The 18,520-nt window shown below is 74.2% G+C and carries 19 protein-coding genes; 7 read left to right on the top strand and 12 right to left on the bottom strand.

The genetic code is table 11. From position 1 onward, the window contains the following. Positions 1-35 precede the first annotated feature (35 nt). From ACIBCJ_RS06385 to ACIBCJ_RS06360, 6 genes are all read right to left on the bottom strand, one after another. A complete protein-coding gene (locus tag ACIBCJ_RS06385; RefSeq protein WP_365979003.1) occupies positions 36-833 on the bottom strand; it encodes an ABC transporter permease subunit in 798 nt (265 codons plus the stop codon). Next, positions 820-1,725 carry a 2-aminoethylphosphonate ABC transporter permease subunit gene (locus ACIBCJ_RS06380; protein WP_362508809.1) on the bottom strand — a complete coding sequence of 302 codons (906 nt, stop codon included), beginning with the start codon at positions 1,723-1,725 and terminating at the stop codon, positions 820-822. The genes ACIBCJ_RS06385 and ACIBCJ_RS06380 overlap by 14 nt, the downstream gene beginning before the upstream one ends. Then, positions 1,718-2,779: an ABC transporter ATP-binding protein gene (locus tag ACIBCJ_RS06375; protein ID WP_365979002.1), complete on the bottom strand. Its 1,062-nt coding sequence runs from the start codon at positions 2,777-2,779 to the stop codon at positions 1,718-1,720. The genes ACIBCJ_RS06380 and ACIBCJ_RS06375 overlap by 8 nt, the downstream gene beginning before the upstream one ends. Then, positions 2,776-3,480, bottom strand: coding sequence for an HAD family hydrolase (locus ACIBCJ_RS06370; protein ID WP_362508803.1), 705 nt, complete (start codon positions 3,478-3,480; stop codon positions 2,776-2,778). The genes ACIBCJ_RS06375 and ACIBCJ_RS06370 overlap by 4 nt, the downstream gene beginning before the upstream one ends. 8 nt (positions 3,481-3,488) lie before the next feature. After that, entirely contained in the window at positions 3,489-4,613 is a 1,125-nt protein-coding gene (locus tag ACIBCJ_RS06365) for a TIGR03364 family FAD-dependent oxidoreductase (RefSeq protein ID WP_365979001.1), read from the bottom strand. A gap of 141 nt (positions 4,614-4,754) precedes the next feature. Further along, positions 4,755-5,510 (bottom strand): GntR family transcriptional regulator, encoded by a 756-nt coding sequence (locus ACIBCJ_RS06360; RefSeq protein ID WP_362094582.1) that lies wholly within the window; start codon positions 5,508-5,510, stop codon positions 4,755-4,757. Positions 5,511-5,867: 357 nt separating this feature from the next. Here ACIBCJ_RS06360 and ACIBCJ_RS06355 point away from each other — a divergent pair, with 357 nt between their 5' ends. Next, positions 5,868-7,343 (top strand): PQQ-dependent sugar dehydrogenase, encoded by a 1,476-nt coding sequence (locus tag ACIBCJ_RS06355; RefSeq protein WP_365979000.1) that lies wholly within the window; start codon positions 5,868-5,870, stop codon positions 7,341-7,343. 250 nt (positions 7,344-7,593) lie between these two features. Here the strand turns inward: ACIBCJ_RS06355 and ACIBCJ_RS06350 are convergent, their stop codons facing one another. After that, positions 7,594-8,949 (bottom strand): ROK family protein, encoded by a 1,356-nt coding sequence (locus tag ACIBCJ_RS06350; protein WP_399281936.1) that lies wholly within the window; start codon positions 8,947-8,949, stop codon positions 7,594-7,596. Between the two features lie 56 nt (positions 8,950-9,005). Between ACIBCJ_RS06350 and ACIBCJ_RS06345 the strand changes: the two genes are divergently transcribed. The 3 genes from ACIBCJ_RS06345 (at position 9,006) to ACIBCJ_RS06335 (ending at position 11,565) form a co-directional block, all read left to right on the top strand. Then, positions 9,006-10,088, top strand: a complete 1,083-nt coding sequence (locus tag ACIBCJ_RS06345; protein ID WP_365978999.1) for a Gfo/Idh/MocA family oxidoreductase — start codon at positions 9,006-9,008, stop codon at positions 10,086-10,088. Next, positions 10,085-10,570: a heme-degrading domain-containing protein gene (locus ACIBCJ_RS06340; protein WP_362094573.1), complete on the top strand. Its 486-nt coding sequence runs from the start codon at positions 10,085-10,087 to the stop codon at positions 10,568-10,570. Before ACIBCJ_RS06345 ends, ACIBCJ_RS06340 begins: the two co-directional genes overlap by 4 nt. 122 nt (positions 10,571-10,692) lie before the next feature. After that, positions 10,693-11,565, top strand: a complete 873-nt coding sequence (locus ACIBCJ_RS06335) for an LLM class F420-dependent oxidoreductase (protein WP_365978998.1) — start codon at positions 10,693-10,695, stop codon at positions 11,563-11,565. Positions 11,566-11,705: 140 nt separating this feature from the next. On the opposite strand, the gene ACIBCJ_RS06330 is transcribed toward ACIBCJ_RS06335, so the two are convergent. The 4 genes from ACIBCJ_RS06330 to ACIBCJ_RS06315 form a co-directional block, all read right to left on the bottom strand. Further along, complete coding sequence (locus ACIBCJ_RS06330) at positions 11,706-12,563, bottom strand: fumarylacetoacetate hydrolase family protein (protein ID WP_362508785.1); 858 nt, start codon at positions 12,561-12,563, stop codon at positions 11,706-11,708. A 173-nt stretch (positions 12,564-12,736) separates the two neighbouring features. After that, positions 12,737-13,450, bottom strand: coding sequence for a membrane protein insertase YidC (locus tag ACIBCJ_RS06325; RefSeq protein ID WP_365978997.1), 714 nt, complete (start codon positions 13,448-13,450; stop codon positions 12,737-12,739). 103 nt (positions 13,451-13,553) lie between these two features. Further along, the gene (locus tag ACIBCJ_RS06320) at positions 13,554-13,898 is read right to left on the bottom strand and encodes a DUF6412 domain-containing protein (protein WP_133885522.1); all 345 of its coding nucleotides are present in this window, start codon (positions 13,896-13,898) and stop codon (positions 13,554-13,556) included. Positions 13,899-14,002: 104 nt separating this feature from the next. Further along, positions 14,003-14,542, bottom strand: coding sequence for a helix-turn-helix domain-containing protein (locus tag ACIBCJ_RS06315; RefSeq protein ID WP_365978996.1), 540 nt, complete (start codon positions 14,540-14,542; stop codon positions 14,003-14,005). 139 nt (positions 14,543-14,681) lie between these two features. On the opposite strand from ACIBCJ_RS06315, the gene ACIBCJ_RS06310 reads away from it, so the two are divergent. The 3 genes from ACIBCJ_RS06310 to ACIBCJ_RS06300 all read left to right on the top strand — a co-directional run bounded on the left by ACIBCJ_RS06310 (position 14,682) and on the right by ACIBCJ_RS06300 (position 18,094). Next, positions 14,682-16,115 carry an MFS transporter gene (locus ACIBCJ_RS06310; RefSeq protein ID WP_365978995.1) on the top strand — a complete coding sequence of 478 codons (1,434 nt, stop codon included), beginning with the start codon at positions 14,682-14,684 and terminating at the stop codon, positions 16,113-16,115. A gap of 377 nt (positions 16,116-16,492) precedes the next feature. Beyond that, on the top strand, positions 16,493-17,527 hold the full coding sequence (locus ACIBCJ_RS06305) for an SEC-C metal-binding domain-containing protein (protein WP_365978994.1): 1,035 nt from the start codon (positions 16,493-16,495) through the stop codon (positions 17,525-17,527). Positions 17,528-17,635: 108 nt separating this feature from the next. Continuing rightward, the gene (locus tag ACIBCJ_RS06300) at positions 17,636-18,094 is read left to right on the top strand and encodes an SRPBCC domain-containing protein (protein WP_365978993.1); all 459 of its coding nucleotides are present in this window, start codon (positions 17,636-17,638) and stop codon (positions 18,092-18,094) included. A gap of 68 nt (positions 18,095-18,162) precedes the next feature. On the opposite strand, the gene ACIBCJ_RS06295 is transcribed toward ACIBCJ_RS06300, so the two are convergent. Beyond that, positions 18,163-18,456, bottom strand: a complete 294-nt coding sequence (locus ACIBCJ_RS06295; RefSeq protein ID WP_365978992.1) for an NAD(+)--rifampin ADP-ribosyltransferase — start codon at positions 18,454-18,456, stop codon at positions 18,163-18,165. Between the last annotated feature and the right edge of the window lie 64 nt (positions 18,457-18,520).

Genomic DNA, 18,520 nt, shown 5'->3' with positions numbered 1-18,520 from the left:
TGGACTCCTTGCGTAGGAGAAGTGGTGAGGGGGGCTCAGCGGTACGAGGCGCGGGTGCGGATCCTCGAGACGGCCAGCAGCACCAGCAGGGTCGCCGCCATGAGGACGACGGCGATCGCGGAGCCGGTGAACAGGGCGCCGCGGTCGGTGGCGGCGTGGATCAGGACCGGGAGCGGGGTCCAGTCCGGCGGGTAGAGCATCATCGTGGCGCTCAGCTCGCCCATGGACAGGGCGAAGCAGAGTCCGGCGGCGGCGGTGAGGGACGGCAGCAGCAGCGGCAGCTTCACCCGCCACAGGACGTACGCCGGGGAGGCGCCGAGGGACGCGGCTGCCTGCTCGAAGGCCGGGTCGAGGCGGCTGATCGCGGCCGACACCGACTGGTGGGCGAAGGCCGTGACCAGGACGGAGTGGGCGATGATCACGATCCAGCGGGTGCCGTTGAGGAGCATCGGCGGCTGGGAGAAGGCGACCAGGACGGCGAGGCCGACGACGACCGAGGGCACCGCGACCGGCAGCACGAACAGGGCGTCGAGCACCTTGCGGGCCCGCTTGCCCAGCGCCGCCGCCGCGAGCGCGGCCCAGGTGCCGGCGGTGAGGGCGAGCAGGCTTGCCGTGACGGCGGTGACCAGGCTGGTGGTGAGGGCCTGGAGGGCGTCGCCCCGGGTGGCCGCCTCGTAGTGGGCGGTGGTGAGGCCGGAGGGCAGGACGCCGGACCAGTTGGTGGCGAAGGAGGCGCCGAGGACCACGAGGAGCGGCAGCGCGAACAGCGGCAGGAAGAGGACGAGGAAGACCGCCCACGCGGCCCACCTCGCTCCGCGGCTATGCACCAGCACGGCGGCTCACCACCCGGTAGAGGCCGTAGAGGCCCACGGAGATCAGGACGTTGACGACGGCGACCGCACAGGCGCCCGGGTAGTCGGACTCCAGGATCGCCTTGCCGTAGACGAGGGTCGGCAGGGTCGTGACGCCCTTGGCGCCGGTGAACAGGACGATGCCGAACTCGTTCAGGCACAGGACCAGGACCAGGCTGCCGCCGGCCGCGAGGGCGGGCAGCGCCTCGGGCAGGATGATCCGCCGGACGATGCGCGGGGCGCGGGCGCCCAGTGAACCGGCGGCCTCCAGCTGCCCGGTGTCCAGCTGCGAGAAGGCGGCTAGCAGCGGGCGCATCACGAACGGTGTGAAGTACGTGATCTCCGCGAGGAGCACGCCCCAGGGCGTGGTGAGGAACCGGAACGGCCCCTCCTCCGCCCCCGTGACCTCGGTCCACGCGCCGTTGGCCATACCGGCCGTGCCGTAGACGAACAGCAGGGCGAGCGTGATCAGGAAGGACGGGAAGGACAGGAAGACGTCGATGAAGCGGGCCACCGCCTTCGCCCCGGGGAAGGGCACGAAGGCGATGATCAGCGCGAGGACGAACCCGAGCACGAGGCAGCCGGCGGTGGCGGCCGCCGCCAGCCACACCGTGGTCCACAGCGCCTCGCGGAAGGCGTGCGAGGCGAAGACGTCGGCGTACGGCTGGATCGAGGTGCCGCCGGTGTCCGGCCGGAAGGACTGCCGGACGACCAGGGCGAGGGGGTAGAGGAAGACGAGGGCGAGCAGCGCGACGGGCGGGAGTGCCCACCCGAGCGCCCGGTAGGGGCGCGGGGCCGAGCCGGACTTCCGGCTGCCGCCGGGCGGGCGCGCCCGGCCGCGGACGGCCGGTCCGTGCGGCGCGGTCTCAGTCACGGTCCACCCCCGCGGGCAGCAGCACCGCGTCCTCGGGGGCGAAGTGCAGGCTCACCGGCTCCCCGTGCACCGGCGGGGCCTTCAGCTCGCGCAGGTCGGCCATGACGCGGTGACCGCCGACGTCGACGTGGAGGCGGTGGCTGGCGCCGCGCCACTGGATCTCGACGACGGTGCCGGTGATCCGGTTGGGGCCGTCGCCGAGTCCGACGAGGTGCGGGCGTACGCACAGGGTGGCCCGGGCTCCCGCGGCGACGCCCTCCGTCCGCACCTCGATCCGGGCGTCGGCGAAGGAGACCCCGCCGGCGCCCACCGTCACCGGCAGCAGGTTCGCGTTGCCGACGAAGGACGCGGTGAACTCGTCGGCCGGCGCCCGGTACAGCTCGCGCGGGGTGCCGACGGCCTGGAGGCGGGCCTTGTCCATGACGGCGATCCGGTCGGCGAGGGTGAGCGCCTCGATCTGGTCGTGGGTGACGTAGAGGATCGACACGCCGGGCAGCTCGCGGTGCAGGCGGGCCAGTTCGGCGAGCATGCCGGAGCGCAGCCGGGCGTCGAGCGCGGACAACGGCTCGTCGAGCAGGAGGACGTCCGGGCGGACGGCGAGGGCGCGGGCGATGGCGACGCGCTGCTGCTGGCCGCCGGACAGCTCCCGCGGGTGGCGGCGGGCGAAGGCGCCCATGCCGGTCATCTCCAGCGCCTCGGCGACGCGGGTGCGGATCTCCCCCTTGGCGACCTTGCGTGCCTTGAGGCCGAAGGCGACGTTGTCCTCGACCCGCATGTGCGGGAACAGGGCGTACTGCTGGACGACCATGCCGATGCCGCGCCGGTGCGGGGGCAGAGCGGTGACGTCCCGGTCGCCGAGGAAGACCCGCCCCGAGGCGGGCCGTACGAACCCGGCGACCGCCCGCAGCGCGGTGGTCTTGCCGGATCCGGACGGCCCGAGCAGCGCCATGACCTCGCCCGGTCCGACGGTGAGGTCGAGGGCGTCCAGCACGACGTTGCCGTCGTAGGCGACGGTGACCGAGTCGAAGCGGATGCCGCTGCTTGTGGTGCTCATCGCCCGGTTGCTCCCCGGAGGAGGGCGGGCAGGCCGGCGACGGAGTCCAGCACGTGACCGGCGCCCGCCTCGCGGAAGGCGTCGTCGCCGTGGGCGCCGGTGCGCACCCCGGCGACCAGGCCGGCGCCCGCCCGCACGCCGCTGAGCACGTCGTACGAGGTGTCGCCGACGACGGCGACCTCGCGGACGTCGGCCGCGGCCTTGGTGCGCAGGAACGCCTCCAGCACCATGTCGGGGTACGGCCGTCCGCGCCCGCCCGCGTCGGCGGGGCACAGGGTGAGCGGCACCAGGTCGCGCCAGCCGAGCGCACCGAGGACGGCGTCCTGGGTGACCCGGGCGAAGCCGGTGGTGAGGACGACGGTGCGGCCGTCGGCCGTCAGCTCCTCGACGGCCTCGCGGGCGCCGGGGACCGGGGCGATCAGGCCGCCGTCGACGAGTTCGCCGTACGCCTTCTCGAAGGCGGCGTTGGCCAGCCGGGCGCGGTCCTCCGTGCCGAACAGGTGCCGGAAGACGGAGATCTTGGACTCGCCCATCGTGGCGCGGACGTAGTCCAGCTTCTCGGCGTGGTCGTCGGTGCCCGGCTCGACGCCCAGCTCGCGGGCGGCGGTGTCGAAGGCGCGCTCGACGAGGCCGCCGTCGGCGACGGTGGTGCCGGCCATGTCGAGGACGACGAGGCGGATGCCGGGGGGTGTCGTGGTCATCAGGGGGTTCACCAGTCCAGTTCGTTCGCGGTGGTCTCGGCTATCGCGGGTGAGCAGGTCATGCCGCGCCCGCCGGGCCCGGTGACCAGCCAGACCCCGTCGCGCACCCGCTGCCGGTGCACGACCCGGCTCCTGTCGGTGCACTGCGCGTACACCCCGGCCCAGCGGCGCCGGATCCTCGGCAGCGGGCGGCCGAGGAGGGACTCGACGACGCCGGTGAGGTGCTCGTAGGGGTCCTCGACGGTGTCGAAGGCGAAGGGGTGCTCGTACTCGTGGGTGTCGCCGATGGTCAGGCCGCCGTCGGCGCGCTGGACCATCAGCAGCTGCATGGCGTGGTCCGCGGCCGTGGCGGGCTGCGGCTGCCGGGTGTTCAGCTCGTCCAGGGCGGGTGAGGCGTACGCCGGGTAGTAGCGGAAGCTGTCGGCGTCGGCGACCGAGGTGGTCAGCGGTTCGCCGAGGGGGTCGGTCTGCATCATCTGGAGGCGGACCCGGCGCACCGGCAGGTCCCCTCCGGCCAGCTCGCGGACGAGGCCGCCGAGCCAGGCGCCGGTGCACAGGACGACGACGTCGCCGGAGTGGGTGTCGCCGTGGTCGTCGCGGACGGCGTGTTCGCCGACGACGTCGCGGACCTCGCGGCCGGGCAGGAAGGTGTAGCGCGGGGACTTCAGCAGCTCGGCGCGCAACGCGAGCTGGGCGGTGCGCGGTTCGACGGCGGCGTCCCGCTCGCAGTGCAGCGCGGCGTCGAACTCGCCCCGCAGCGCCGGGTTCAGGGCCCGGGCCTCACCGGGAGTGAGGAGCTTGTGGCCGCGGGCGGCGGCGTCCGGGCCGGCGACGGCCGCCTCGGCGACGGCCCGCTCCAGGTCGCCGCGGAGCGGGGTCAGCGAGCCGTTCGGGCGGAAGCCCAGCGCCGGGATCCGGCCGCCGAGCTCCTCCCACAGCTCCCGGGCCCGCAGCGCGGTCTCCAGCTCCTCCCCGCCGGCGCGGCCACTGACCCAGATCTGGCCGAAATTGCGCAGGGAGGCGCCGCGGGCCTCGGCCTCCCGTTCGATCTGCACGACCTCGTGGCCGCGGTTCACTGCGTGCCAGGCGTGCATGGTGCCCACCACGCCGGCTCCGACGACTATCACTTTCACGACCGCCACGCTCCTTGGCATCGGGGAACCGGAGGAATCCGGCTGACAACGAGAGCGTGAACTGGTCATCACGTTTGGGCTAGACCCGTTATCTTTTCGTGATGATGCGGAGTGGGCGAAAAGGGCGCTTTCCGGGACCTTTCAGCCCCTCAGATGCGTCGTGAACGAGAACCGGTCGCCCCGGTAGAGGGTGCGCACCCGCTCCAGCGGACGGCCCTCGGTGTCCCGGGAGACGCGGTGGATGAGCAGCATCGGCAGGGCCGGCGGGGTGCCGATGAGCAGTGCCTCGCGCGGGGTGGCGAGCACGGTCTCGATGCGTTCGTCGGCGTCCCCGAAGGCGATGCCCTGCCCGGCGAGGTGGGCGTAGAAGGACGAGTCGGGATCGAAGGCGGTGTCCAGGTCGGGGAGACGGGCCACGGCGACGTAGGTGCTCTCCAGCCCGACCCGCTCGTCGTCGGCGAGCAGCACGCGCTCCAGGTGCCAGACGGGCTCGCCGCGCGTGAGGCCGGTCTCGGCGGCGAGCGCGTCGGGGCAGGGGAAGCGGTCGAGGGTGACGAGCGCACGGCCGGGGGTGCGCCCCTGGCGCCGGACACCCTCGGTGTAGCTGGCCAGGGACAGCGGCTGCGCCAGCTTCGGCCCCGCGACCACCGTGCCGCGCCCCTGCCGGCGCAGCTTGCCCTCCAGCACGAGTTCGCGCAGGGCCTGCCGCACGGTCTCGCGGGCGACCTCGTACCGCTCGGAGAGGTCCCGCTCCGTGGGGATGGCCTTGCCCTCCCCCAACTCGCCGACGAGACGGTCGATCCGCGCCTTGACGGCGTAGTACTTCGGCACGCGCCCGTGCTCGGGGATCCCGGAGCGGACGGGGGCGCCGGGGGCCTGGTCGTTCGGATAGTCCACGCAGGGATGGTCGCAGACGGCGGCGACGAGGGGGGCCGGGGAGTGCCGGGGAGTGCCGGGGAGTGCGGGGGGGGAGGGGGGCGACCGAGGGCCGTCTGCGCCGAGTGGGCCGCCCACGACGGGGGCGGTCACCGATGGGGGTGCGTCGCGTCGCGGGCGCGTTCGTGACGGGGGCGCGTTCGCGCCGGCCGGTGTGAAAGTGGCTCGATCGCGTGTTGCCGGTAGGGCGCCGGGACCCCAGCCTGAGGGGCGGGAGCGCTCCCACGACCGCGAAGGACTTCCATGCAGCCTTGTCATATACATGCTCACCGCCTCTTCCGAAGGCGCCGTCCGGCCCTCCTCGTCGCCGGCCTCGCCTTGGCCGTCCCGGCTCTGCTCCTGACGCTCCTCACCCCCTCGCCCGCCGCGGCGGCGGCACCGTCGCCCGTGCCGCTGCCCTCGCTCAGCGCGACCACCACCCAGGTCGCCTCCGGGCTGAAACGCCCTACCGCCCTCGCCGCGCCGGACGACGGCACGGACCGGCTCCTCATCACCGAGAAGTCCGGCCGGGTCCGCGTCTACCACCCGGACACCGGCCTGGCGTCGGCCCCACTGCTCGACATCACCTCGGCCGTGGACGAGTCGGGCAACGAGCGCGGGCTGCTCGGGATCGCCCTCCCACCCGACTTCGCCGAGAGCCAGGAGCTGTACCTGGCGTACACCGCCCTGCCGGACGGCGCGGTCACCCTCGCCCGCTACCGGCTCGACGCGTCCCGCCTCGAACCCCTGCTCTCCCAGCCGCACGCCGAGTACAGCAACCACAACGGCGGCCAGCTCGCCTTCGGCCCCGACGGCAACCTCTACTGGAGCATCGGCGACGGCGGCGGCTCCGGGGACCCCTTCCGTTCCGGGCAGCGGCTGGACACCCTGCTCGGCAAGATCATGCGCATCGACGTCAGCAGGGCCTGCGCTCCTCTCGCGTACTGCGTCCCCGGCGACAACCCCTTCGTCGGCACCGCCGGCGCCCGTCCGGAGATCTGGCTGCACGGCCTGCGCAACCCGTGGCGCTTCTCCTTCGACCGTGCCGACGGATCGCTGTGGATCGGTGACGTCGGCCAGGGCCACTGGGAGGAGATCGACCATCTCCCCGCCGGTCAGGGCGGGCTGAACCTGGGCTGGTCCTGCTACGAGGGCCCGGAGAAGTTCGAGGGCGGCGACTGCCCGCCCGGCGCGCGGTACACCGAGCCGGTCTTCACCTACTCCCCGTACACCGGCGGCTGTTCGGTCATCGGGGGTCACGTCTACCGGGGCCGGGAGTACGCGGATCTGGTGGGCGGCGTGTACATCGCCACCGACTACTGCTCGTCCACCGTCTGGGCGCTGCGCCCCGACGGACGGGGCGGCTACGAGCAGGCCGAGATCGGCCGCACGCCGACCCAGGTGACGTCGGTCGGCGCGACCGTCGACGGGGAGTTCTACGTGGTCAACGATCTGCCGGGCGGCCTGCACCGGATGTCGTTCAGCCGGGAGGAGCCGACCTGCCGGGTGGACCGGACGGTGACGTCGTGGGGTACCGGCGCGACGGTCGACCTCACCGTCACCAACACCGGTGACACTCCGGTCAGCGGCTGGACGCTCGCCTTCACGCTGCCCTTCGGGCAGACCGTCGTCTCCGACTGGAACACGGAGCTGACCCAGCTGAGCAACACGGTCTCGGCGGTCAACGCCCCGCACAACGCCACGATCGCGCCGGGCGCGAGCGTCACGCTGGGCTACCTGACGGCACACACCGGCGACGCCTCGCCGCCGGCGCGGTTCATGCTCAACGAGGACGCGTGCGCGGTGGGCCGCTGAGACGCCGGGTGGCCGCGACGGCCCTTCGGCGGGTGGCCACGGCGGCCCTCCGGCGGGTGGCCACGGCGGCCCTCCGGCGGGTGGCCGCCGCGGCCGACGCCGGCCCTCCGGGTCCGGCGGTCGGGGCGGCGGGGAGGTTGGGCGACGGGGCGACGGCCGTGACGGCCGTGACGGCCGTGTCGGCCGTGTCGGCCGTGTCGGCCGTGTCGGCCTCGGCCTCGGCCTCGGCCTCGGCCTCGGCCGTGACGCCTCAGGCGCCGCCCCGGCCGAACAGCGGCGCGAGCAGCAGTTGGGCGGCGCCCTCCGCGACCGCTCGCGTCCCGCCGGGCGCGAGCCGCACCGGCACGGCGCCGACGTGGTCGCCCTCGCGCCGGGCGCGGGCGTCGAGAACCGCGCCGACGCCGTGGACGAAGGCGTCGGGCGCGGCGGCGACGGTACGGCCGCCCAGCAGCACCAGGTCGATGTCGAGCAGCCCGGCGAGGTTCGCGGCGCCCGTGCCGAGCACCCGCGACGCCTCCGCGAGGTCCCCGCGGGCGACGGCGGAGAGGCACAGGGCCTCTATGCAGCCCCGGGCGCCGCAGGTGCAGGGCGGCCCGTCCAGCTGGACGACCTGGTGCCCGAACTCCCCGGCGCCCGTCCGGACACCCCGGTGCACACCGCCGCCGAAGACGAGACCGGCACCGAGCCCCGTACCGAGGTGCAGATAGGCGAAGGAGCCGCTCCCGCCTCGCCCGCCGGTTCCGCCTCCCCCGCCCGTCCCGACGGTCCCGCCGCCGACGGCGAGACCCAGCGCCGCCGCGTTGGTGTCCTTGTCGACGACGACCGGCACCCCCAGCCGCCGGGCCAGCGCGTCCCGCAGCGGGTAGCCGTCCCACTCCGGAAAGCCGGTGACGCGGTGCAGCACCCCCCGGACGTGGTCGAGCGGTCCGGGCAGGGCGACGCCGAGACCGAGGAGGGTGGGCACGGCCGCCAGGCCGGGGCCGGACGGCCGCACACCCTCGGCGGCGGGACGGCACCGGCCGCCGTCCGCGCCGGGCGCTCCCAGCCCCTCCGCCGTGAGGTCCCGCGCCGCCCGCGCCACCTCCGCCAGTACGGTGTCCGCCCCCGCGCCGAGGTCCAGCGGGGCGCGCCGCTCCGCCACCACGGTGCCGTCCAGGTCGACCAGCACCGCCCGCAACTCGTCCCGGTCCAGGTGGACGCCGAGGGCGTGGCCCGCCCCGGGCACCAGGCGCAGCACCGTGCGCGGCTTGCCGCCGGTGGACGCGCGGCGTCCGGCCTCGGCGGCCAGGCCCTCGCCCCGGAGCCGAGCGGTGATCTTGCTGACCGCCTGCGGGGTGAGCCCGGTGCGCTCGGCCAGTTCCAGCCGGCTGATGCCCTCGGCGCCGGCGGTGCGCATCAGGTCGAGCACCAGGGCGGTGTTGTGACTGCGCAGGGCGAGCAGGTTGACGCCGCCCGCAGCACCACCGATCGCCTGGCCGCCACCGGGCGTCGTGCCGCCACCGGCCGCCGCGCCGCCCTCGGTCGCGCCCCCGCCACCGGTCGCCTCACGACCAGCGGCCGCCGGTCCGCCACCGGTCGCCGCGCCTTCGTCGTTCGTCCTGTTCACACCCCCATTGTGTCCGGCGCTTGCACTTTGGCAACACCGTTGCGAAAGTAGGACGCATGACTGGTACTCCTCCCGGCAATCCCCCTCTGCGCGTCGGCCTCGTCGGCTACGGCCTCGCGGGTTCCGTCTTCCACGCCCCGCTGATCGCGGCCACCGAGGGCCTGGCCCTGGACACGGTCGTCACCTCGAACCCGGAGCGGCAGCAGCAGGCCCGCGACGAGTTCCCCGACGTACGGACCGTCGCCACGCCCGACGAGCTGTTCGACCGGGCCGGTGAGCTGGACCTGGTCGTCGTCGCCTCCCCGAACAAGACGCACGTGCCGCTGGCGACGCGCGCCCTGGAGGCCGGTCTGCCGGTCGTGGTGGACAAGCCGGTCGCGGGCACGGCGGCCGAGGCCCGCGAGCTGGCGGCACTCGCCGAGGAACGCGGCCTGCTCCTCTCCGTCTTCCAGAACCGCCGCTGGGACAACGACTTCCTCACCCTGCGCGATCTGCTCGCCGAGGGCGCCCTAGGCGACGTGTGGCGCTTCGAGTCCCGGTTCGAGCGCTGGCGGCCGAAGCCGAAGGGCGGCTGGCGCGAGTCCGGCGACCCGGCGGAGATCGGGGGCCTGCTGTACGACCTCGGGAGCCACGTCGTCGACCAGGCCCTGGTCCTCTTCGGCCCGGTCACGCAGGTGTACGCCGAGTCCGTGGTCCGGCGCGCGGGCGCCGAGGCGGACGACGACACGTTCCTCGCGCTCACGCACGCGAACGGCGTCCGCTCCCACCTCTACGTCTCCTCCACCGCCGCCCAGCTCGGCCCCCGTTTCCGGGTGCTCGGCTCCCAGGCCGGGTACGTCAAGCACGGCCTCGACCCGCAGGAGGCGGCGCTGCGCGAGGGCAAGCGCCCGGGCCCCGGCTGGGGCGAGGAGGACGAGTCGCTGTGGGGCCGCGTCGGCTCCGGCCAGTCCCCGCTGACCGGCGGCGGACAGGTGCGGCCGACGGTCGCGGGTGACTACCCGGCGTACTACGCGGCGGTGGCGAAGGCACTGCGCGAGGGCGGTCCGAACCCGGTGGACGCACGGCAGGCGGCCGCCGCACTGGACGTACTGGAGGCGGCCCGCCGGTCCGCCCGCGACTCCGTGGTGGTGACCCTGTGAGCGCCGGGGCATCCGCACCCGCGCCGCCCACCGTGGCGGAGCTGGAGGAGCAGGAACGCCGTCTGGTCCTGCGCCGGTTCACGGACGACGACGCGTGGGCGCTGGGCTCGCTGCTCGTCGAGCTGGCCCGGGAGCGTCAGGCGCCCGTCGCCGTCGACATCCACCGCGCCGGCCGGCAGCTCTTCCGCGCCGCCCTGCCCGGCTCGACCCCGGACAACGACGCCTGGATCGCCCGCAAGCGCCGCGTGGTGGAGCGGTACGGCTCGGCGTCGTACCTGGTCGGTTCGCGTTTCCGGGCCAAGGGCACGACCTTCGAGGAGTCCTCGCGGCTCGACCCCGACACCTACGCGGCCCACGGCGGCTCCTTCCCGCTCACCGTCGCCGGCGTCGGCGTCATCGGCGCGGTGACGGTCTCCGGACTGCCGCAGGTGGAGGACCACCGGCTGGTGGTGGAGGCACTGGAGCGGTTCCTGGGCGAGTAGCCCGTCCGGCTCCGGGCCGCCCGGACGACAGGTGTGCCCGGGGAATCATCGGTGGGTACCCGTGGTTGGCAGCACGCAGACACGCATGACGATCACGGTGCCCACCGGAGGGATCTCAACCGATGAACGAGGCGACGGCTTCCCTGAAGGAATCGGTCGGACGGTACGGCGTCTGGAGCGTCCAGCTGCGCTCCGAGGACCCCGAGGGTGCGACCGAACGCGCCGAGTCCGCCGCCGAGTTGGAGCAGCTCGGTTACGGCGCCGCATGGCTCGGCGGGAACAGCGCGGCGGGGAACGCCGCCCCGCTGATCGAGGCGACCTCGCGGATCGTGGTCGGCACCAGCATCCAGAGCATCTGGGAGCACAAGGCGTCCGAGGCGGCGGCGGGCTTCGCGGAGCTGGAGGTCTCCCACCCCGGCCGTTTCGTGCTCGGCCTCGGCGTGAGTCACGGCCCGCGTGTGGAGGGATACCGCCGCCCGTACTCGACGATGGTCGGCTACCTCGACGAGCTGGACCGGGCCGGGATGCGGTCGGGGCACCGGGTGCTGGCCGCGCTCGGCCCGAAGATGCTGGACCTGTCCCGGGACCGGGCGGCGGGCGCCATCCCGTACCTGGTCACGCCCGAGCACACCGCGCAGGCCCGCGAGCGGCTCGGCGACGGCGCGCTGCTGGCCCCGGAGTTCAAGGTCGTCCTCGACTCCGACCCGTCCCGCGCCCGCGCCACGGCCCGCGCCTACCTCGCGATGTACCTGAAGCTGCCGAACTACACCAAGAACTTCCTCAACCTCGGCTTCACCGAGGACGACGTCGCCGGTGGCGGCAGCGACCGCCTCATCGACGCGGTCTTCGCCTGGGGCGACGAGTCCACGATCCGCGCCCGCGTCGACGCCTTCCACGAGGCCGGTGCCGACCATGTCGCCCTCCAGCTGGTGGAGGACGACATGACCCGCCTCCCGAGGGAGGGCTGGCGCAGGCTCGCCGCACTCCTCACGTGAGAAGGCGCGCCCCCGCAGGGGCGCGGGGCCGTGCCACGCCACGAACGGCTCCGCCGCGCGGGCGCGACCAGCCACAGCCGGCCCGCGGCCGACAACGAACCGCATGCCCCCGGCGCCCCTCCCCTTGCCCGGCGGAGCGCCTACGCGTCCTTCAGCTCCTGCCGCTGCCGCCCCAGCCCCTCGACCTCCAGCTCGACCACGTCACCCGCCCGGAGGTAGGGCTTGGGCTCGGCCTGTCCCATCGCCACTCCCGCGGGCGTCCCGGTGTTGATGACGTCACCGGGGCGCAGCACCATGAACCGGCTGACGTACCGCACGACCTCCGCCACGGGGAAGATCTGCTCCGCGGTCGTCCCGTCCTGCTTCAGCTCGCCGTTCACCCACAGCCGCAGCGACAGCCGCTGCGGGTCGGGTACCTCGTCGGCGGTCACCAGCCACGGGCCCAGCGGGTTGAACGTCTCGCAGTTCTTGCCCTTGTCCCAGGTCCCGCCCCGCTCGATCTGGAACTCCCGCTCGGACACGTCGTGCGCGACGGCGTACCCGGCGACGCACGCGAGTGCCTCCTCGTCCGACTCCAGGTAGCGGGCCGTACGGCCGATGACGACCGCCAGTTCCACCTCCCAGTCGGTCTTGACGGAGCCGCGCGGCACGAGCACCGTGTCGTGCGGCCCGACCACCGTGTCCGGCGCCTTGAGGAAGACGACCGGCTCGGCGGGCGGCTCGGCCCCGGTCTCGCGGGCGTGGTCGTGGTAGTTCAGCCCGATGCACACGATCTTGCCGATGCCTCCCACCGGCGGTCCGACGCGCAGCCCCGTGCCGTCCAGGGCGGGCAGCGCACCGGCCTCGGCGGCGGAACGTATCCGGCCGAGCGCCTCCTGGTCGGCGAGCAGCTCGCCGTCGATGTCCCGCACTACGCCCGACAGGTCTCGCAGGGTCCCGTCGGCGTCGAGCAGCGCGGGCCGCTCCGACCCCGCCGTACCGACTCGCAACAGCTTCATGATCCCCAACTCCTCGATCGCGGGCAGCCCGCCCGACGATGCGCGACCTGGGTGCGGCAGCAACGCGACAGCATCGGAGGACTGGTCGATCCTCCAAGGCCGGGGTCCACTCCGCAATACCCCGTTCACGTACTGGACCGTAGGGCGGCCGGGCTCCAGTGCTCTCCGGTGGTTCAGCGGTAGAGCACGGCCCGCTCGGCGGCGCTCCACGCCGTACTGGTGACGACGTACAGCGCTGCGGCCAGCGGCACCACGGCCACGGTGACGAGCGTGAAGAAGGACATGAACGGCATGGCCTTGGTGATCGCGCCGACGCCCGGCACGGCCTGCCCGTCACCGGTGGGCGGCACCGGCCGGTCGGCCATCGTCCGCCGGGTGAGCCGGTAGCTGAACGTGGCGACCGCGGCGACGACCGCGAACAGCGCCACGTACACGAGCCCCGCGCCTCCGAGCGGCCCGCCGTCACCGAGCGCGTCGGCCCAGCGCCCGCCGAGCGGGGCGGACAGCAGCCGGTGGGAGAGGAGCCCGTTGGCCTGCCCGCCGATCGCCGAGCTGGAGAAGAGGTGGTAGAGCAGGAAGAAGGCGGGCAGCTGGAGCAGGCTGGGCAGGCATCCAGACAGGGGTGACACCTTCTCCGCGGCGTGCAGTTCGAGTACGGCCTGCTGGAGTTTCTCGGGGTTCCTGGCGTGCTTGCGGCGCAGTTCGGCGAGCTGCGGCTGGAGTCGGGTGCGTGCCTTCTGCCCACGGGCGGCGGCCCGGGACAGCGGGTGGACGAGGAGCCGTACGAGGGCGGTGAACAGGACGATGGCGGCGGCCGCGGCCGAAGCGCCGAACAGGGGCTGGAGCAGGTCGGCGAGATGCTCGACCAGGCTGGCGAAAACGGACATGGGTGGGTGAGCCCTCCGGGGGTCTCGTCGTGCCGGGATGACGGGGGAACGGCGGCATGACGACACGCCCCGCGCAGGGGGTGACCTCTACAGGAGCGGTGCCCTACGCGGCGGTCGCCGGGAGGGCGCGCCCGGGCGCTCGGGGCCGGCGGCGGCCGGCGGCGTCGGGATCGCGTTGGGGCAGGAAGGCCGTACGCAGGTCGCGGTCCCTGATGGCCGTGCGCACCCGGGTGGGCGGCACGGCGGGCGCGCAGCGGGCGGCGATGACGGCACACACGGCGAGCGCGGAACCGACCGCGGCGGTCGCGGCGAGCGCGACGGTGGCGGAGAGGCTGCCGACGTCGACGAGCGCGACGGGCAGGAGGACCAGCAGCAGGACGAGGAGCGGCCGCAGGGGGCGCGGCAGCCGCAGGGCTGACCGGCCGTCCCGAGTCGTCGTCGGCGACATCGGCGCCTCCTCCTCCCGTACGTCCCTGTGCCCTGGTGGTACAGACGTTCCAGTTATACAGGAGGTTGCGCGAAGCCCTGCCCGGCCTCGACCGGCCCTACCGGTCAGGCCGGTTCGACCGGTTCGACCGGTTCGATCGGCTGGAGCAGCCGCCGCGTGCCGAGCAGCGCCCGGCTGACCGGGTCCGCGGGGTCGGGGTCGAGACCGGGGCCCGGCCGCATGTCGATGTCCTGGACCGCGACGGGCCTCCCGCAGGTGGGGCAGCCGCCGTACGGGGTGAGTTCGGTGCCGCAGTCGGCGTGCCAGAAAGTGCGCATCGGCTCGCCGCCGAGCTGCTCGCGCCCCCAGATGCCGAGGGCACGCAGCGCGGGCCACAGAGCGATGCCGCGGTCGGTGACCACGTACTCGTCCCGGGGCGGCGACTCCTGGTACCTGCGCTTCTCCAGGAGCCCCTCGGCGGTGAGCGCCTGGAGGCGGTTGGCCAGGACGGCGCGCGGGATGCCGAGGTGGACCAGGAAGTCGTTGTAGCGGCGGACGCCGTAGAGCGCGTCGCGGATCACCAGCAGCGTCCAGCGTTCGCCGACGACCTCCAGTGCGCGGGCGATCGAGCACTCCTGCGTCGCGTAGTCCTTGCCCAGTGCCATGCCGTCCACTGTAGCCAATTTCCCAGCCACGGTTCATTCACCGAACCAAGGGTGTTACGTTGAGTGTCAGGTCAGTTCATTGACCGAACTCACTCACTTGTCGAGATCAGCCCGAGACTCCGAGAGCGGACCGCCAGCCATGACCGACACCGGCACGGATTCCTCCACGCTCCCCGCCACCCCGACCACCCCGACCACCCCGACCACCGCGGCCACCGCGGCCACCGCGCAGCGGGCCTCGCCGCCCCCGCACCCCGGCCGCACCCTCGCGCTGACCAGCGCCGCGACCGCCGTGGCGCTGATGACGTACACGGCGCCGCTGGTCACGCTTCCCGACACGGCCGCCGCCCTGCACACCCCGCTGTCCGCGCAGGCCTGGCTGCTGAACGGCACCCCGCTCGGCCTGGCCGCCCTGCTCCTGGTGGCCGGCAGTCTGGCCGACGACTACGGACGCCGCCGGCTCTTCGTCTCGGGCACCCTCGCGCTCGGCGTCACCACCGTCCTGGGTGCCTTCGCGTCCTCGACGTGGCTGTTCACGCTGGCCCGCATCGCGCAGGGCGCGGCGAGCGCGGCGCTGCTCGCCAGCAGCCTCGGCCTGCTCGTCCACGCCTTCCCGACCCCGGCCGGGCGGCTGCGCGCGACCGGCGTGTGGGGCGCCTTCGTGAGCGGCGGGATAGCCGTGGGCCCGGTGCTGGTCGGGGCGATCCCCGACTGGCGGACGGCGTACGGCGTCCTCGGCGCCGCCGCGCTGGTGGTGGCGGGGCTGGGCGCGCGGTCCCTGTCGGAGTCGCGCTCACCGCGGCCGGGCCGGCCGGACCTCGCCGGGGCGCTGACGTTCGGACCGGCGCTGGTCGCGCTGGTGGCGGCGCTGACGCTGGGCCGGGACGGCTGGCTGCGGGCGCCGGTGGGCCTGCTGCTCGCGGCGGCGGTGCTGCTGGCCGGGGTCTTCGTCGTCGTGGAGCGCCGCGCGGCCTCTCCGATGATCGACCTGTCGCTGCTGCGCCGTCCGCTCTTCCTGGCGTCCTCGACGGGCGGACTGTTCACGGGCCTGTCGGTGATCGGCTTCTTCAGCTTCCTGCCGACGGTGCTGCAACGGGCGCTCGGCCTGTCCCCGATGAACACGGCCCTGCTCTCCCTGCTCTGGGCCGGCCTCGCCTTCGTGGTGGCCCTCCAGGCTCGCCGTCTCGCCCACCGCGTCTCCGCGCGTCACCAACTCGCCGTGGGGTTCGCCCTGCACGGGATCGGCGTCCTGACGATGCTCGGCGCGGTGGGCGCGGGCTCCTGGGCCCGGCTGCTGCCCGGCCTGCTCGTGGCGGGCGTCGGCAGCGGCCTGCTGAACGCCGCGCTGCCGCTGCTCGCGGTGGAGTCGGTGCCGGCGGCCCGCGCGGCGATGGGTTCGGGCGCGCAGCAGACGTTCCGCTACATCGGTTCGTGCGCCGGGGTCGCCCTGACGATCGCGATCGCGACGTCGGCGAGCAGCCCGGGAGCCGGCACGGACGTGGCGCTGTGGGTCTCGGCGGTCCTGGCCGCGGTGGCGGCGGTACTGGTGGGGACGCTGCGGGAACGCCACTGACCGGCGACGGGCCCACGGGGCGGGGGCCGGGCCCGCGCAGGGGGCGGGGGCGGGCCCGCGCAGGGTCGGAGCGGGCAGGGTCCGCGCGGGGGACGGAGCCGAGCCCGCGCAAGGAACGGAGCCGGGCCTGCGCAGGTGACGGAGCCAGGCCCGCGCAGGTGACGGGGCCGGGTCCGCGCGCAGGGCGGGGGCCGGGCTCGCGGCCCGCGGCGAGGCCGCCACCGCCCCGCCCGCCTTGGGAGCGCGAGGCCGCCTCCGCCCCGCCCGCCATGGGAGCGCGAGGCCGCCTCCGCCCCGCCCTCCCACGGCCCCGCTCCCCCGCTCTCCGCCCCCGGGGTGGCTGACCCTCGTCACCTCACGGCAGTACGGTGTCCCCCATGCGCCCCGACACGCCCGCCGAGAACGTCGACCACGCCGCCGAGGCCGCCCGCCTGGAACGGACCGCCGGCCTGTACCCCGAGGACGCCGAGGCCCTGCTGCTGCGCGCCGCGGCCCACCTGGAACTGTCAGGCGACCGCCAGGCCGCCACCACGCTCTACGACCGCCTGCTGTCCACCGACAGTCCCGTCCCCCTGGAGAACCCGTCACTGGTCCGCGCCCTGAAGGCGTCGAACCTCTGGGAGTACGACCACGAGGCGGAGGCCAGGGCGATCATCGACGGCGTGCGGGCGGCGTCGCCGCGGGACCCCGCCCCCTGGGTGATCGTGGCCGAGTCCCTGGAGTCCCACGACGAGTTGGAGGCGGCGCACGAGACGTTCACGGAGGGCGCCCGCCTGCTCCTGACGGACGTGCCGGAACCCCCGTACTCCACGCACCCCCTCCTCTACGGCCGCCACCGCGTCCGCCGCATGCTGGGCCTCGCCCACGACGAGTGGGACACCCTGGCCGACACCCTGCACTCCATGCCGGTGTCCCTGGACGAGCTGCACGACCCCAAGCGCGTCTGGTCCCTGGGCTCGGACAACCCGGCCGACCTGGAGGCGGAGATCTCCCGCCTTCGCGCCGAACTGGGCGCCTACCGCGAGGCCCTGTCCCGCCCCTTCCCGGTCGCCATGCTGCACTGGCCGGCCGACGAGCTGAGGGAACTGACCGAGGCGTACCCGTCCCTCTCCTCGGAGTACCCCTCCTACGACGACCACCTGGCGTCGATAGAGCGGGCCCTGCGCGAACTGGCCTCGTCCGGCACCGCGAACCTGGGCGTGGTCCCGGGCACGGTCCCGTCCTACGAGGCCTTCGCGGCGTCGGAGAGCGCGTCCCCGGCCGACCCGACCCTGCTCCCCCAGTACGCGACGACCCTGGCGGCCCGGGGCCTCGCGGTGGCCTGGCCCCCGCAGCGCGGCGCGGCCTGCTGGTGCGGCTCGGGGCGGACTTACGGCGAGTGCCACGGGGAGGACGCCGCCGGGAACCGATGAGTTCCGGTGCCCCCGGTCGTCTACAGGAGCGAGAGCCTCGCCCCCGGCCACACCGGCCGGGCGGGGCGCTCCTCCCCACACCCGAGCCGACCGAGGAGACCCGACGCCATGAGCACCGAGCAGACGCCCACCGCGCCGGACCACGGCTTCTCCTACACCCTGACCCGCACCCTGGACGCCCCCGCCTCCCGGGTCTGGCAGGCGTGGACCACCCCCGACCAGTACACCCGGTGGGCCTACGCCGTCCCCGGCACCGTGGAGATGGACGCCCGCCCCGGCGGCACCTGGAAGGCCACGGTGCGCACCCCGGAGGGCGCGGAGTTCCCGCTGACCGGCTCCTACGTCGAGGTCGAGGAACCGCACCACCTGACCATCGGCATGGACGTCCCCGGCCGCCCCGACCCGGCCACGATGACGGTCGACCTCACGGAACAAGGCCCCGGCACCACCGTGATCACCGTCCACCAGACCTGCGACACCGCGGAGGAACGCGACGGCGCGGAACAGGGCAGCGGGATGCTGCTGGACGGGTTGCAGGGGTTCTTGGGGGATGGGGCGGAGGCCTGACCCGTCTCTGCCTGCCAAGGCCAGGAAGACAGGTCTCGGGAGGGTGTGAACACTTCACTTGGAGGTGTTCACACCTCGCTCGTACGAGCCAACCACTGCCGCGTTCTCGCCCGCCTCAGTTGATGATCTCGGCGCGCCCCTCCAGAACCATGGCGGCCAGCTGGTCCCGCCTGAGGCCCCCCGTCACCTGCGGCGAGCTCGGCCGCGAGCCCCACACCGTCGCGCAACGCGGTGAAGTAGATGTGGTTCATCACGATCTCGGGCCGGTAGTTCGAGCGGAAGCCTGCGGTGAGGTGGTCCCCGGCCCGCAGATCGGCCTTCGTACCGTGGAAGAAGGGCCCCTCGTCCAACACCTCGTCCATCGGCGCAGGTTACAACCACGCCGTCGTGCCCGCGTATCGCACTCACCATCGCAACGCGCAGCAG

Source organism: Streptomyces sp. NPDC051136 (genome assembly GCF_044455745.1).
Taxonomy (GTDB): Bacteria; Actinomycetota; Actinomycetes; order Streptomycetales; family Streptomycetaceae; genus Streptomyces.
Note: the sequence above shows the minus strand (reverse complement) of the source record. Positions and strands in the feature narration are given on the sequence as shown.

Coding starts and splice junctions, on each gene's coding strand:
- ACIBCJ_RS06315 (WP_365978996.1), bottom strand. CDS start 14,542: ATGGCACTGGGCAAGGACTACGCGACGCAGGAGTGCTCGATCGCCCGC.
- ACIBCJ_RS06305 (WP_365978994.1), top strand. CDS start 16,493: ATGCGCCCCGACACGCCCGCCGAGAACGTCGACCACGCCGCCGAGGCC.
- ACIBCJ_RS06325 (WP_365978997.1), bottom strand. CDS start 13,450: ATGTCCGTTTTCGCCAGCCTGGTCGAGCATCTCGCCGACCTGCTCCAG.
- ACIBCJ_RS06370 (WP_362508803.1), bottom strand. CDS start 3,480: ATGACCACGACACCCCCCGGCATCCGCCTCGTCGTCCTCGACATGGCC.
- ACIBCJ_RS06345 (WP_365978999.1), top strand. CDS start 9,006: ATGACTGGTACTCCTCCCGGCAATCCCCCTCTGCGCGTCGGCCTCGTC.
- ACIBCJ_RS06300 (WP_365978993.1), top strand. CDS start 17,636: ATGAGCACCGAGCAGACGCCCACCGCGCCGGACCACGGCTTCTCCTAC.
- ACIBCJ_RS06330 (WP_362508785.1), bottom strand. CDS start 12,563: ATGAAGCTGTTGCGAGTCGGTACGGCGGGGTCGGAGCGGCCCGCGCTG.
- ACIBCJ_RS06375 (WP_365979002.1), bottom strand. CDS start 2,779: ATGAGCACCACAAGCAGCGGCATCCGCTTCGACTCGGTCACCGTCGCC.
- ACIBCJ_RS06335 (WP_365978998.1), top strand. CDS start 10,693: ATGAACGAGGCGACGGCTTCCCTGAAGGAATCGGTCGGACGGTACGGC.
- ACIBCJ_RS06320 (WP_133885522.1), bottom strand. CDS start 13,898: ATGTCGCCGACGACGACTCGGGACGGCCGGTCAGCCCTGCGGCTGCCG.
- ACIBCJ_RS06310 (WP_365978995.1), top strand. CDS start 14,682: ATGACCGACACCGGCACGGATTCCTCCACGCTCCCCGCCACCCCGACC.
- ACIBCJ_RS06295 (WP_365978992.1), bottom strand. CDS start 18,456: ATGGACGAGGTGTTGGACGAGGGGCCCTTCTTCCACGGTACGAAGGCC.